The sequence below is a fragment of the Burkholderia sp. USMB20 genome, from assembly GCF_000949135.2.
GTDB lineage: Bacteria > Pseudomonadota > Gammaproteobacteria > Burkholderiales > Burkholderiaceae > Burkholderia.
In genome coordinates this window covers 135,776-149,104 of sequence record NZ_JTAN02000005.1, presented here as the reverse complement: position 1 = coordinate 149,104, position 13,329 = coordinate 135,776, and the positions used below count along the sequence as shown (strand labels likewise).

Here is a 13,329-nt window from a genome sequence, read left to right as displayed (position 1 = left end):
CTGTCCCGACCCGACCGGATCCAACCCGACCTGACGGAGCCTTGCCGATGACCGCGCTGCCGCCCCCCGATACCGACCCGCTGCGCATGCGCGCCGAACCGCTGCACGCGTTCGTCGCGGCACTCTGGGAGCGGGTCGGCAGCAGCGAGCGCGAGGCGCGGCTCGTCGCCGATCATCTGGTCGGCGCGAATCTGGCCGGTCACGATTCGCACGGGATCGGGATGATCCCGAACTACGTCGCGTCGTGGCGGGAAGGGCAGTTGCAGTTGAACGGGCACGCGTCGATCGTCCGCGACGGCGGCGCGGTGCTCACCATCGACGGCGGGCGCGGCTTCGGCCAGGTGATCGCATTCGAGGCGATGGTCGAAGGGATCGAGCGGGCACGGCGCATGGGTATCTGTGCGATCGGGCTGCGCGACGTCCATCACCTCGGCCGCATCGGGCACTGGGCCGAGCAGTGCGCGCGCTCGGGGCTCGTGTCGTTCCATTTCGTCAACGTGCCGGGCGACTTGCTCGTCGCGCCGCTGCACGGCACCGATCCGCGCTTCGGCACGAATCCGTTCTGCGCCGCGTATCCGCGCGCGGGGCGGCCGCCGCTGCTGCTCGATTTCGCGACGAGCGCGATCGCTTACGGCAAGACGCGGGTCGCGTACAACCAGGGCAAGCGCGTGCCGGCCGGGTCGCTGATCGATCATCGCGGCCAGCCAACCGACGATCCGGCCGTCATGCACGAGCAGCCGTTCGGCGCGCTGCTGCCGTTCGGGCTGCACAAGGGTTATGCGCTGGCCTCGATGTGCGAGATCTTCGGCGGCGCGCTGGTCGGCGGGCATACGACCTACGGCGACACGCTGCAGAAGACGAGCGCGATCGTCAACGGGATGCTGTCGGTGCTGATCGATCCGGACGCGTTCGATGCGGCCGATGCGCAGCGCGAAGCCGATGCGTTCGTCGCATGGGCGAAGGCGTCGCCGCAGGCGGGCGATGCGCCGGTGCGGATGCCCGGCGAGCCGGAGGAGGCGAGCCGCGCCGCACGCGGCGTGGACGGCATTCCGGTCGATCGCGCGACGTGGCGGCAGATCCGCGAGAGCGCGGCGGCCGTCGGCTTCGACGACGCGGAACTCGACGTGTGGACACAGCGCTGCACGGAGCCCGCATGAGCTGGCAATCGGAGAAGGCGCACGGCGAGGAGATCGCGTACCGGCTCGCGCCGCTCGGCAAGGTAGAGGTCGCACGGTTCTTCAGCGGCGCCGCGATGCGGCTCGACGGCGTGATGTTCGGCTTCATGTCGCGCGGGTCGCTGTTCCTGCGCGTCGACGACGTGAACCGTCCCGCGTTCGTGGCGGCGGGGATGGGGCCGTTCTCGTATGAGCGTCCCACGCGCACCGTTGCGCTCGAGGGGTATTACGAAACGCCGGCCGACGTGCTCGAGGATGCGGGCGCGCTGTTCGACTGGTGCCGCGGCGCGTATCGGGCGGCGTTGCTGGCGGGGGCGCCGAAGCGCAAGGCGAAGGTGAAGGCGGCGCCGAAGCCGCCTGCGGAGCCGAAGACGGCAGCCGCGTCGACGCCGGCTGAGAAACGGAGTGTGAAGCCGGCAGCGAAAGCGTCTGTGAAACAATCCGCGAAAGCGGCGCCGAAACCTGTTTCGAAACCGGCCACGAAATCCGTGGCGAAGCGCAAGCAACCGTAGCGCCGGCCGTGTCGCCGGCCTCGCGAGCGGCGCATCGAAAGCCGCGCGAATGATTCCCCACTCATCGTTCCAGACGGAGACAACCGATGCTCGTCCTGATTCTCGGTTTAGCGATCTTCCTCGGTGTGCATTCGATTCGGATCGTCGCGGACGGCTGGCGATCCGCGACCATCGAGCGGATCGGCGAGAAACGCTGGAAGGGCCCCTATGCGATCGCGTCGATCGTCGGCTTCGTGCTGATCATCTGGGGTTACGGGATCGCGCGCCAGGGCGGGACGCTGCTGTGGGTGTCGCCCGTCGGCGTTCGCCATCTCACCGGCATGCTGACCGCGATCGCGTTCGTGCTGATCGCCGCATCCTACGTGCCGCGCAACCGCATCAAGACGCTCGTCGGCCATCCGATGGTGGCCGGCGTGATGGTATGGGCGATCGCGCACCTGCTCGCGAACGGCACGCTGCACGCGGTCGTGCTGTTCGGCGCATTCTTCGTGTGGTCGCTGGTCGATTTCGTCGTGTGGCGCGCGCGCGATCGCCGCAACGGCGTCCGCTATCCGGCCGGCAGCCTGTCGGGCGATGCCGTGACGATCGTCGCCGGACTCGTCGTATGGGCCGTCTTCGCCTGGTTCCTGCACGGCCCGCTGATCGGCGTGCGGCCGTTCGGTTGAACGCGCGCGCCTGCAAGCATTGACGAGCGCGGCGCGCAAGCCGCCTGCCGCGCCCGCGAATCCGCCCGCGGCATCGAGGCGGGCGCATTGCCCCCCCCATCGCTCGACGCACCTGCCCATCGATGGCGAGTTCGTCGCGACCGGCGGCATGCGTGCCGTCGGCGCGATCGGCGCGCGTGCGTCAGATCGGCTTGACGAACAGCCCCACGGTCAGCGCGGCGCCGATGCAGACGATCGCGATCCGCAGCACGCGTTCGTTCACGCGGTGCAGCGCCCACGCGCCGAGCAGGCCGCCGACGATCGCGCCGCCGCCGAGCGCGATCGCCGCCTGCCAGTGCAGGTGCGGCGAGGTCAGGAACAGCACGACCGCCGACGCGTTCATCACGCCCGCGAGCGCGTTCTTGGTCGACATCGCATGACGCGGCGACAGGCCGGCCATCGTCAGCGCGGCCATCATCAGGAAGCCGATGCCGCCGCCGAAGTAGCCGCCGTAGATCGCGATCAGGAACTGCGAGATCGCGGCCGTGACGGGGCCGACATGCTGCGTGCCGGCGCCGGTCTTGCGGAAGAAGCTGCCCCATGCGAACACGACCGTCGCGAACAGCACGAGCCACGGCACGAGGTGCGAGAAGATCGACGACGGGGTTTTCAGCAGCAGCAGGCCGCCGAGCGCGCCGCCGACCACGCTGATCGCGAACAGCGCGCGAAACGACAGCTTGCCCGCGCCGCGCACCATGTTCCGGCTGGCCCAGCCCGTCGTGACCTGGCCGGGAAACAGCGCGACCGTCGACGTGATGTTCGCCGCGAGCGGCGTCATTCCCGACACGATCAGCGCGGGCAGCGTGACGAACGAGCCGCCGCCCGCGAGGGCGTTTTGCAGGCCGGCCCACAGGCCGGCGACGATGATGAGGGCGAGCATTGGTGCGGAAGCGAAGAGGTGGCAGGGGGCGCGGGGGTACGCGCGATGGTCGCCCGATGGTAATGCAGGATCGCGGCGGCGCAAAGCGGGCCGGCGCATAGCGTTGCGGGGGTGCGGGGGCGCGGGCGATCGACGTGGGGCGTTGCGTCGGGCACGACGCGCTCGCACCGTTGAGCCGTCACGCCGTCACGCACCCGACCGGTGTCGCGTCACGCGTTCGGCTGCGTGTCGGCTGTTTCCGCTGGCGCATGGCCTTCGACGTCCGGATAGACGATCGTGCCGTCGTCCCGGATCACCGCGCCGGCAGTAAGACGCGCGGGCTCCACGCGGTTCTTGCCCATGATGTGCAGCACCGTTTCGCCGCGCGCGATCAGGTAGTCGGACACGATGCGCCGATGACAGCGCCACCACACGGCTTCCGAGCACATGATCGCGCTGCGCTGCCGGTGCCCTTGCGCGATCAGCTGGTCGAGGCCCGCTCGAAACTCGGGCGACAGCGCGTAATCGGCGTAGCGATGGAAACTGCGGTTCGTCCAGAAGTCGTTGACGTCGTCGGGCACGCCGAGCGACTTGCCTCGCAGGCCGCCGAGTGCGGCGATGTGCTCGTAGGCGATGTCGGCCGCGGCCAGCGCGCCGGGAAGCGTTGCTTCGTTGAACTGCGGATTCATGCGCGAACGCGTCATCTTCCGGATATCGGCGAGCAGCGCGATGTCGGACGCGTCGAGCATCTCGATGAACGCGTCGAGCGTGCGGTTCGAATGGCCGATCGTGTAGAACGGGAGCGTCACGAATCGTCCTTGCCGGCAACGCGTTCGAGCACGTGCCCGCGGTGCGCGGCGATGTGGTCGGTGCGGTCGCTCCTGATCTCGTAGTGCGGATCGTCGGGCGATGCGTGTTCGCGATGACCCTTGTAGTCGAGATCCTGCGTGTGGATCGCGATGATCGTGCCGGTCACGTAACCGGCTTCGGAATTCCAGCGGACGTGGTCGCCCGGCTTGAATGGCGTCGTCATGCGGGGAGCCCCCTTGCATCGGTGCGGTGTCGTCGGTCGTTGCCGTACGCGTTATCGGCGCTCGCCGGGCATGGAAAAAGATACAGGCGGCGGGAGCGTGCCGGGCTGCGGGCGCAAGCGTCGTGCCGGCGCCCTGCGAGCCTTCATTTTCCCAACGACGACGATCCCATCCTCCCGCTTGCCTCCGTGAAATTGACGTGCTAATTTTTCATGAAATTAGCCGACTGAAATTTCACGGGAGCCCGCATGTTCGTGCAGTCCGACCGTCACGTCGCAAGCTACTACGCCGGCACCTACCCGGCGCCGATCCCGCGGCGTCCCGAACTGGACGAACGCATCGACGCCGACGTGCTGGTCGTCGGCGCGGGCTTCAGCGGGCTGCACACGGCGTTGCGCCTGGCGCTTGCGGGCAAGCGCGTGGTGGTGCTCGAAGCGAGCCGCGTCGCGTGGGCCGCATCGGGCCGCAACGGCGGACAGGCACTGCTCGGCTGGTCGTGCGACATGCAGCCGCTCGAGGATTCGCTCGGCCGCGACGGCGCGCGCATGCTGTGGGACAGCATGCGCTGGGCCGCGGCCGAAGTGCGCGAACTGCCCGCGCGGCACGGCTTCGACATCGACTATCGGCCCGGCAGCCTGTGGGCCGCGGTGCGGCCGCGTCGCGTTGCGTTGCTCGCACAGGCCCGCGACGAAGCCGCGCAGCGCTGGGGCTACGACCGGCTGCGCGTGATCGGGCAGGACGAGATGCCCGAGTGGATCGGCAGCGCGCGCTATCTCGCCGCGCTCTACGATCCCGAGGCCGGCCATCTGAATCCGCTGAAGCTCGCGCTCGGTCTCGCGCAGACGATCGAACGGGCCGGCGGCCGCATCTTCGAGCAAAGCCGCGTGCTCGACTGTCGCGAGACGGCCGGCGGTCACGTCGCGCGAACCGCGCACGGCGAAGTGCGCGCGGACGCGCTGGTGCTCGCGTGCAACGCGTACGTCGACCGGCTCGATCCCGAGCTGTCGCGCCGGTTGCTGCCGGTCGGCACCTACCAGGTCGCGACCGCACCGCTTTCGGCGGACGTCGCCCGCTCGCTGCTGCCGCAGAACAGCTGTGTGATCGACAACCAGTTCGTGCCCGACTACTTCCGCCTGAGCCCCGACAACCGCCTGCTGTTCGGCGGCGGCTGCACGTATCTCGGCGGGATTCCGGCCGACATCGCGGCCGCGACGCGCCCGCATCTCGAACGCGTGTTCCCGCAACTGGCCGGCGTGCCGCTCGACTTTGTGTGGGGCGGTCACATCGACATCAGCATGCGCCGCACGCCCGACATCGGCTGCCGCGGCCAGCGCTTCTGGCTGCAGGGCTTCTCGGGGCACGGCGTGCTGCCGACGCTCGCCGGCGCGCGCGCGGTCGCCGATGCCGTGCTCGGCGACGATCACCTGCTCGCGCAGTACCAGCGCATCCGCAACCCGCGCTTTCCCGGCGGCGACCGCCTCGCCGCGCCGCTGGAAGCGATCGGCAAGGCCTGGTACCGTTTGCGCGATACCGTCTGACGTACCGGAACTCATCATGAACGAACAGGAAGAGATAGAAAGTCTGGCGATCCTGATCCGCGACCTGCGCAAGCATCGCAAGGTCACGCTCAACGATCTCGCGGAACGGATCGGCCGCTCGGTCGGCTTTCTGTCGCAGGTCGAGCGCGGGCTGTCGCGCCCGACGGTCGCGGATCTCACCGCGATCGGCGAGGCGCTCGGCGTGCCGACCACGTATTTCTACAGCCTGAGCAAGCCGCGCAGCGTGCCGTGGGTCACGCGGCCCGACGAGCGGCGCACCGTGTATTACGCGGCCGGCATCACGGACATCCTCGTGTCGCCGAACATGCGCTCGCGCTTCTCGATCCTCGAGAGCCATCTCGCGCCCGGCGCGAGCAGCGGCGAGCGCTCCGTCGACGACAGCGACGAGCAGGGCGGCTTCGTGCTCGAAGGCGAGCTGACGATCTGGATCGACGGCGACGACACGCCCGTCACGCTCGGCCCGAACGACGCATTCCAGCTTCCCGCGCACAAGCGGTTTCGTTACGCGAACCTGGGCGACGCGCCGGCGCGCGTGATCTGGGTGTTCACCTGAGTTCGCCGGCGGGCGGTCCCACGGATCGTCGCGCCGTGCTGCTGGTTTGCAGTACTGATCGATATCGGGCATGTGGCGTGCCGCATGCCGATGAGTCCGGTTTGCCGCGCCGCGGCACCGTCATACAAGACATGGAAAGGATGAGACATGGCTGACGTCGTTCCCGTGCTGGTCGATGAAGTCCGCGCATTCCGGCAGGCGCATCCCGAGATCCGTTATGTCGACCTGATCTGTCTCGACCTGCCGGGCCATTTCTACGGCAAGCGTTATCCGATCGATGCGCTCGAGAAGGTCGCGTCGGGCTCGCTGCTGAAGCTGCCGCAGAACTGCGTGCTGCTCGGCACGCAAGGCGGCCTCTACAAGATCGGCGATTACTGCTTCAACGACGGCGACCCCGACGCGCCGCGCCGCCTGATCCCCGGCACGCTGAAGCCGGTGCGCTGGGAGCGGCAGCCGCTCGCGCAGATGCTGATCAGCTCCGACGGCACGGACGCGCCGATCGAGTTCGAGCCGCGCGAGGTGCTGGCGCGCGTGCTGCGGCGGTTCGCGGCGCGCGGCATCCGGCCGGTCGTCGCGTTCGAGCTTGAGTTCTACCTGTTCGCCGCGCAACTCGCGGACGGGCTGCCGCAGTATCCGCGCGACCGCTTGAGCGACGACCGCGACGACCAGCCGAACATGCACATCGAACGCCTGTCGCGGTTTTCCGATGTGCTGCACGAGATGGTCGAGGCCGCGCGCGAGCAGGGCGTCGACGCGACGGTGATCACGGCCGAGCTCGGCCCCGGCCAGTTCGAGATCAACTTCGGCCACACCGACGACGCGCTGCGCGCGGCCGACTGGTCGGCGCTGTTCTGCCGCAGCACGCGCGGCGTCGCGCTGCAGCACGGCTACCGTGCGAGCTTCATGGGCAAGCCGTACCTGCATGCGCCGGGCAGCGGGATGCACGTGCACGTGAGCCTGTATGACGACGCGGGCCGCAACCTGCTCGCCGCGGACGCGCAGCGGCCGCTGCGGCATGCGGTGGCCGGCTGCCTCGCGCTGCTGCCGCACTGCATGCCGGTATTCGCGCCGAACCACAATGCGTTCCGCCGCTACGGCTCGATGGTGAATGCGGCGAGCCGCGCAAGCTGGGGCTTCGAGGATCGCGACGCGTGCATCCGGATTCCGGAATCGGATGCGCGCAATCTGCGCATCGAGCATCGGCTCGCGAGCGCGGACGCGAATCCGTACCTGGTGCTCGCGGCGATCCTGTCCGGGATGGAGCATGGGCTCGACGCACGGATCGAGCCGATCGCGCCGCTCAACGACGATCGCGGCAGCGGGATCGATTTCCCGAAGGAGATGCTGTCGGCCGTCGCGGCGATGCAGGATCACGCGGCCGTGCGCGACGGGCTCGGCAGTGAATTCGTGATGGTGTATTGCGAGAACAAGCGGCAGGAGGAGCTGGATTTTCGCAACGAGATCGGGGCGCGCGAGTATCGGTGGTTCCTGTGACGACATCACGCGTGACCCCGCCGCGGGTCACGCGCAATCGGCCTGCGTCGTTGCCTGCGATCGAATCCGTTCAATACGTGGACAAGGCGTTCCAGCTCTCGCCGTCCTTCACTTCGACGGCTGCGGTCGCGACCGGCGTCATGACCAGCAATTCCGTCGGGCGCACCGACCACACGACGGCGATCAGTGTCGAGTCGTCGAGCGTCGTTCCGTTCAGGTACAGGCTCATGCTTTTGACGTCGGTTTTCAACACGCTCCAGTCGACTTTCTTCAGGCCGTCGATCGCGAGACGATAGAAGAAGTCGTAGTTGTCGTAGGCCGTCTGCGTGTCCGTGCCGGTGCTGAAGAACCAGCCATTCTCCTTGTTCTTGTACATGCACCAGCTTTGCGCCTGCTGCGCGAGCGTGCCGCTCGTGACGAGCTTCACGAGATTGCTCTTCGCGTCGTCGACGGTTTTCGCCTGCCACGGCGCGAAGCCGCCCGCCGCCTTGACGTCCGCCGGCGTGCGGCCCGGTTTGCCCGCGCGGGCGTTGTCTTCACCACGGTATGCGTATTGCATGATGTGCCTCCGGTTCGATATCGGTCGATCGGGATGTGTCCGCGATGCGAATGGACACGAGCACGATATCGGCGGCGCACGCGGCGGGAAATGGACCGAAGGTGTGGCGGGGCGTCAGGGGGAGGACGGCACGGGACGATCGTTCGGGGTGCCACGCATTGCCGGGTGGCGGATAAGCACGACATGAACGGGGACGAGCATGCGGACGAGACGGCAGGTCAACGGCCGCATGAAGCGAATGAATGGATTGACGGGAATGGCCGAACGCGGCCATCCCCGGTTCATCCGTAGCGTGCCGGCGCAGCGCCGGCGGCATGCTTACTCCCCGAGCTTCGCCGTCACGCACCCCGTGCTCGAGCATTCGCGCTCGCGTTCGCGCAGGAACGACAGGCGCGATTGCGTGAAGTCGATCGCGCATTGCAGGTTCACGAGATAGCCGTCGTCGCGCGTTTCGCTGCAGCGGTCGTCGCGCCGCTTCATCCACGCGAGCTGGCCGGTCTTCAGCTTCGCCTGCTGGTCGCCGCTCAGTTGCTTGCGCACGCGGCCGTACTCGTCGTTCAGTTCGCGGTCGACCTGCGAGAACTCGTTGCTGCTGCAGTACACCTGGTCGAACGCGCTGCGCGGTTTGCCGCAGCCGGCCGCCTGCGCGGAGAACGGCACGGCAAGCGCGAGCAGCGCGCAGGAAACGAGCAGATTCTTCTTCATCATTGTGGTGCTCCTCACTGGGTGAAAATCGTTGAAACCGACCGGCGGCGCCTTTACCTGGCCGCCGTACATGCGTCGATCCCGCCCGCGATCGCGGTGGCGAGGCGCTGGATCGTCTCGCGCTGCGCGAGCCGTTTTTCCTCGTCGGGATTGACGATCACGCCCGCCTCGACCAGAACGGCCGGGATCGGCGCGGTACGCAGCACGACGAGATCGTCGAAGCGGTGGATGCCGAGTTGCGGATCGATCAGCGGGCGGTTCTCGCCCTTGATCGGCTGCGCGTGATACAGCGACGGCCGTTCGCCGGCCGCGACCAGGCGTTCGGCGATCGCGTTCGCGCAACGCAGGCTTTCCGCGTAGTGCGGATTGCGCTCGGACACGAACACGGCGAAACCGCGGAATTCGCGCTGCCGGCCCGCGTCGATGAACTGCTGCTGCATCGAATCGTGATGGATCGACACGAACAGATTTGCGTCCGACGCCTGCGTCGAGCGCTGGTCGAGCGCGATCTCGCGGCCGTCGGCCGACGTGCGCAGCACGCGATCGCCGTGCGCGGCGAGCGTCTCCGCGACGGCGGTGGACAGGTCGAGGTTGTACCGGTATTCGACGCGGCCGCTTGCGCCGGTGGCACCCGGGTGGGCCGGCGTATGGCCGGTGTCGACGACGACGTAGCGGCCGGAGGCCGGCTGTGCGTCCCGACCTGCCGCATCGGCCGCATGCAGCGCGAGCGGCGCGCCGAGCAGCGGGACGCATGCGAGCAGGCGCGCGGCGGCGCGCACGAACGGACGAAGACGTCGAAGGGTTCGGTTTGTCATTGTTGTTGTCGAGGAGGGCATGCGGCGCGTCGTATGGCGCGCACCGTCGGCCTGCTCAATGCAGTCGGAATGTCGCGCGATTATAGCGGTTGCCGGCGGCGCCGCAATGACGGAATGCGCGGCGTCGCGCGCGCCGGAAATCGGCGCTCAGGCGAGCACGCGCCGGGCCGCGAGCATGCCCCAGTACGATGCTTCCTCGAACAGCGACAGTCCGGACAGGTCCGCATGCGCGAACACGACGGGGCCGTCGGCCTCGCGCAGCGCGAGCAGCCCCGGCCGGCTCAGGAAGCCGACATCGGGTGTCGCCATCGCGTGGCCGCGCACGGTGATCTCGAGCGCCGTCGCGTGCTTCCACAGTTCGCGTCCGTAGACGGCCTGCAGGTCGATCGCCGCCTGTTCGCGCAACGCATCGGGCTTTGCCTGGGCAAGCCAGCGGCGCGTGTCGTCCGGCGTTTGCGTACTCAACGCCTGATAGGCGGAGAACACGGAACGGGTCGGCGGCGACATCCGGATCAGCTGGTGCGTCGACACGACATAGCCGAGCCCCGCGCCGTCGTAGACGACGTTGTCCCACGCGAGCGGCACGCCGGCTGCCTCGGCCGGCATCCCGTCGAGCAGGAAATTGGACACGAGCCACGGCGCGCGCGGCGGCAGGTCGCGCGTGGGATCGAAACCGTACGCGCGCAACTGCGGAAACACGCGAGCCGCGACGAACAGCGGCATGGCACTGACGACGCGCCGCGCCTTCAGCGTGAACGTCGACAGCGTGCCGTCGTCGGCGATGCGCGCACACAGCACGTCGACGCCGCCCGCGCGCTCGGTCGCGCGAACGGCGAAGCCGCGCCGCGACCACGCGTTCGAGCCGGTGCGCGCGGTGATCGAGTCGCTCAGCTTCGTCACCATCGTATGCAGCCCGTCGGGCCAGGTCAGCACGGCGCCGTCGCCCGCATCGCTCGCGTGGCCGCCGCGCGACGAGAAATAGTGCAGGCCGGCCCACGCGGACACGTGCTCGTAACCCGCACCGTAGTCGTCGCGGCAGCAGTAGTTCAGGTACCAGTGCAGCGCGGTCGCGGTGTAGCCCTCGTCGAGCAGCCACTGCCTGAACGAGCGCCGGTCGAGCGCGCGCCAGCGCGGGTCGCGCGACGATTCCGCGAGCGGGATGCAGAACACCTTGCGGCCGTCCGCGCCGCGCGCCGTGGGCAGGTTGTCGGTGTAGGCGAAGAAGCGCGTTTGCTGCGCGAGCGCATCGGCGTCGAGGCCGGCCGTCGGCACGATGCCGTCCTGCCACTGGCCGCCGATGAACAGCCGTTCGTCGGGTGCGTGCACGAGCGCGCGTTCGTCGTACGCGGGTTGCGCGGAGAACGGCGCCGCTTCGATCACGCCGAGATCGGCGAGCATGTCGCGCAGATGTGCGGATTCGAGCGACGGCAGCGGCAGGTAGTGCGCGCCCTTCGGATAGCCGAGTTCGCCGAAGCGGCCGCCGGCCGCATTGCCGCCGAATTCGGGACCGGCGAGCACGACGAAGCGTGTGTGCCCCGCGCGCGCGAGCTGCCACGCGCACGACAACCCGGCCGCGCCCGCGCCGAGGACCGCGACGTCGGTCTCGATCGTGCCGGACGGCGGCGGCAGCGCCGCGTGGTCGCGCAGCGCATGGCCTTCGCGCATGCCGGGGTAGCCGACGCGCGGCGTCGTCTCGATCCAGCCGGTGCGGCCGCACGCGGCGAGCGACGCCGCCGCGGACGCGACGAGGAACGTGCGGCGATCCATCAGCGCAGCACGTGCTTCCAGTCGTCGTCGAAGCGGCGCACGAGCGGCTGGTCGTTGAGTTCGTTCGGCGACATCGGCAGCGCCGGCATGTCGGCCGGGAAGTGGAACATCTCGGCGGCCGTCTGCGCGTCGAGCCAGCGCGTCGGCACCGAATAGCGTGTCGGCACGGTGAAGTCGCGACGCTTGCCGGCGATCACGAATCCCCAGTCGCCGAACGACGGCACGTAGCAGTGGTACGGCCAGGTGTTGAGCCCGGCTTCGCGCAGCGTCGCGATGATCGTCCAGTACGCGTGCGGCGCGAAGTACGGCGACGTCGACTGGATCACCGCATAGCCGTTCTCGGACAGGTGGCGCGCGAGCAGCCGGAACACCGGCACCGAATACAGCCGGCCGAGCCCGAAGTTGGTCGGATCGGGGAAGTCGACGACGATCGCGTCGTACACGTCGGCGTTCGATTCGAGCCAGCGCACCGCATCGTCGTTGATCACCTGCACGCGCGGGTCCTTCAGCGAACCCTGGTTCAGCTTCACGAGCGGCACCGAAGTCGAGAACAGCTTCGTCATCGCGGGGTCGAGATCGACGAGCGTGATCCGTTCGAGATTGCGGTGCTTGAGCAGTTCGCGCACCGCGAGGCCGTCGCCGCCGCCGAGCACGAGCACGCGCTTCGCCCACGGCAGCGCCTCGATCGTCGGATGGATCAGCGCCTCGTGATAGCGATGCTCGTCGCGCGACGAGAACTGCAGGTTGCCGTTCAGGTACAGCCGCATGTCGTCGTGCCACTGCGTGAGCACGATGCGCTGGTACGGCGTCGTTTCCGAATAGATGGTCTCGTCGCCGTACACGCCGTGCTCGGCCCAGTGCGTGATGCGGTCCGACAGCGCGAAGCCGGCGACGAGCAGCCCGATCACGAGCGACGCGCGCATCAGCTTGCCGCGCACGTTGCGGATCTCGGCGCGGAACAGGTGCGTGGTCCACAGTGCGACGAACGCGTTCAGCAGCCCGAACAGGAAGCTCGTGCGCAACAGGCCGAGACGCGGCGCGAGCACGAGCGGGAAGATCAGCGACACGGCGAGCGAGCCGAGATAGTCGAAGGTCAGCACTTCGCTGACGGTATGGCGGAACGCCTGGCGGCGCTGCTGGAACGCGCGCATCACGAGCGGAATCTCCATCCCTATCAGCAGGCCGAGCGCGAGCACGAGCGCGTAGAGCGCCGCGCGGAAGGGCGCGGCCAGCCACGCGAACACCGCGAACAGCAGCGCAGCCGACACGCCGCCGAGCAGGCCGACGAGCAGCTCGATGTCGACGAAGCGGTCGAGCACGTCGTCGTCCTCGACGAACTTCGCGAGCCACGAGCCGATCCCCATCGCGAACAGGTAGCTGCCGATCACCGACGAGAACTGCAGGATCGAATCGCCGAGCAGGTAGCTCGACAGCGCGCTGCTGATCAGTTCGTAGCCGAGCCCGCACGACGCGAGCACGAGGATCGACAGGACGAGCGCGCGCTTATGCAGCATGGCGCGTCCGTTGTGCAGTGCTCGTCAATGTGGATATACTGGCGCGGATTTTCGTGGGGTGGCCCGCCATGGGCCAGCCTGC

14 protein-coding genes are annotated in these 13,329 nt (G+C 68.6%); 6 read left to right on the top strand and 8 right to left on the bottom strand.

Annotated features, from left to right (window positions below; translation table 11 throughout):
* Positions 1 to 47: 47 nt before the first annotated feature.
* The 3 genes from PL79_RS08535 (at position 48) to PL79_RS08525 (ending at position 2,352) form a co-directional block, all read left to right on the top strand.
* Entirely contained in the window at positions 48 to 1,157 is a 1,110-nt protein-coding gene (locus tag PL79_RS08535; protein WP_044847922.1) for a malate/lactate/ureidoglycolate dehydrogenase, read from the top strand.
* Positions 1,154 to 1,687, top strand: coding sequence for a TfoX/Sxy family protein (locus PL79_RS08530; RefSeq protein WP_044847923.1), 534 nt, complete (start codon positions 1,154 to 1,156; stop codon positions 1,685 to 1,687). Before PL79_RS08535 ends, PL79_RS08530 begins: the two co-directional genes overlap by 4 nt.
* Positions 1,688 to 1,773: 86 nt before the next feature.
* Positions 1,774 to 2,352, top strand: a complete 579-nt coding sequence (locus tag PL79_RS08525; RefSeq protein WP_044847924.1) for an NnrU family protein — start codon at positions 1,774 to 1,776, stop codon at positions 2,350 to 2,352.
* A gap of 181 nt (positions 2,353 to 2,533) precedes the next feature.
* Here PL79_RS08525 and PL79_RS08520 read toward each other — a convergent pair whose 3' ends face one another.
* From PL79_RS08520 to PL79_RS08510, 3 genes are all read right to left on the bottom strand, one after another.
* Positions 2,534 to 3,271, bottom strand: coding sequence for a sulfite exporter TauE/SafE family protein (locus PL79_RS08520; RefSeq protein ID WP_044847925.1), 738 nt, complete (start codon positions 3,269 to 3,271; stop codon positions 2,534 to 2,536).
* A gap of 209 nt (positions 3,272 to 3,480) precedes the next feature.
* Positions 3,481 to 4,059, bottom strand: coding sequence for a DUF488 domain-containing protein (locus PL79_RS08515; protein ID WP_044847926.1), 579 nt, complete (start codon positions 4,057 to 4,059; stop codon positions 3,481 to 3,483).
* Positions 4,056 to 4,283, bottom strand: coding sequence for a DUF2945 domain-containing protein (locus PL79_RS08510; protein ID WP_044847927.1), 228 nt, complete (start codon positions 4,281 to 4,283; stop codon positions 4,056 to 4,058). The genes PL79_RS08515 and PL79_RS08510 overlap by 4 nt, the downstream gene beginning before the upstream one ends.
* Before the next feature lie 246 nt (positions 4,284 to 4,529).
* Between PL79_RS08510 and PL79_RS08505 the strand changes: the two genes are divergently transcribed.
* The 3 genes from PL79_RS08505 (at position 4,530) to PL79_RS08495 (ending at position 7,887) form a co-directional block, all read left to right on the top strand.
* Positions 4,530 to 5,819, top strand: coding sequence for an NAD(P)/FAD-dependent oxidoreductase (locus PL79_RS08505; RefSeq protein WP_044847928.1), 1,290 nt, complete (start codon positions 4,530 to 4,532; stop codon positions 5,817 to 5,819).
* A gap of 16 nt (positions 5,820 to 5,835) precedes the next feature.
* A complete protein-coding gene (locus PL79_RS08500) occupies positions 5,836 to 6,393 on the top strand; it encodes a helix-turn-helix domain-containing protein (RefSeq protein ID WP_044847929.1) in 558 nt (185 codons plus the stop codon).
* Between the two features lie 147 nt (positions 6,394 to 6,540).
* Positions 6,541 to 7,887, top strand: a complete 1,347-nt coding sequence (locus tag PL79_RS08495; protein ID WP_044847930.1) for a glutamine synthetase family protein — start codon at positions 6,541 to 6,543, stop codon at positions 7,885 to 7,887.
* 70 nt (positions 7,888 to 7,957) lie between these two features.
* Here PL79_RS08495 and PL79_RS08490 read toward each other — a convergent pair whose 3' ends face one another.
* The 5 genes from PL79_RS08490 to PL79_RS08470 form a co-directional block, all read right to left on the bottom strand.
* A complete protein-coding gene (locus PL79_RS08490) occupies positions 7,958 to 8,446 on the bottom strand; it encodes a hypothetical protein (RefSeq protein WP_044847931.1) in 489 nt (162 codons plus the stop codon).
* Positions 8,447 to 8,764: 318 nt separating this feature from the next.
* Positions 8,765 to 9,154 (bottom strand): lysozyme inhibitor LprI family protein, encoded by a 390-nt coding sequence (locus PL79_RS08485; RefSeq protein WP_044847932.1) that lies wholly within the window; start codon positions 9,152 to 9,154, stop codon positions 8,765 to 8,767.
* 50 nt (positions 9,155 to 9,204) lie between these two features.
* The gene (locus PL79_RS08480; RefSeq protein ID WP_135801008.1) at positions 9,205 to 9,966 is read right to left on the bottom strand and encodes an N-acetylmuramoyl-L-alanine amidase family protein; all 762 of its coding nucleotides are present in this window, start codon (positions 9,964 to 9,966) and stop codon (positions 9,205 to 9,207) included.
* Between the two features lie 147 nt (positions 9,967 to 10,113).
* Positions 10,114 to 11,733, bottom strand: coding sequence for an FAD-dependent oxidoreductase (locus PL79_RS08475; RefSeq protein WP_044848954.1), 1,620 nt, complete (start codon positions 11,731 to 11,733; stop codon positions 10,114 to 10,116).
* The gene (locus PL79_RS08470) at positions 11,733 to 13,247 is read right to left on the bottom strand and encodes a polyamine aminopropyltransferase (RefSeq protein WP_044848955.1); all 1,515 of its coding nucleotides are present in this window, start codon (positions 13,245 to 13,247) and stop codon (positions 11,733 to 11,735) included. Before PL79_RS08470 ends, PL79_RS08475 begins: the two co-directional genes overlap by 1 nt.
* Between the last annotated feature and the right edge of the window lie 82 nt (positions 13,248 to 13,329).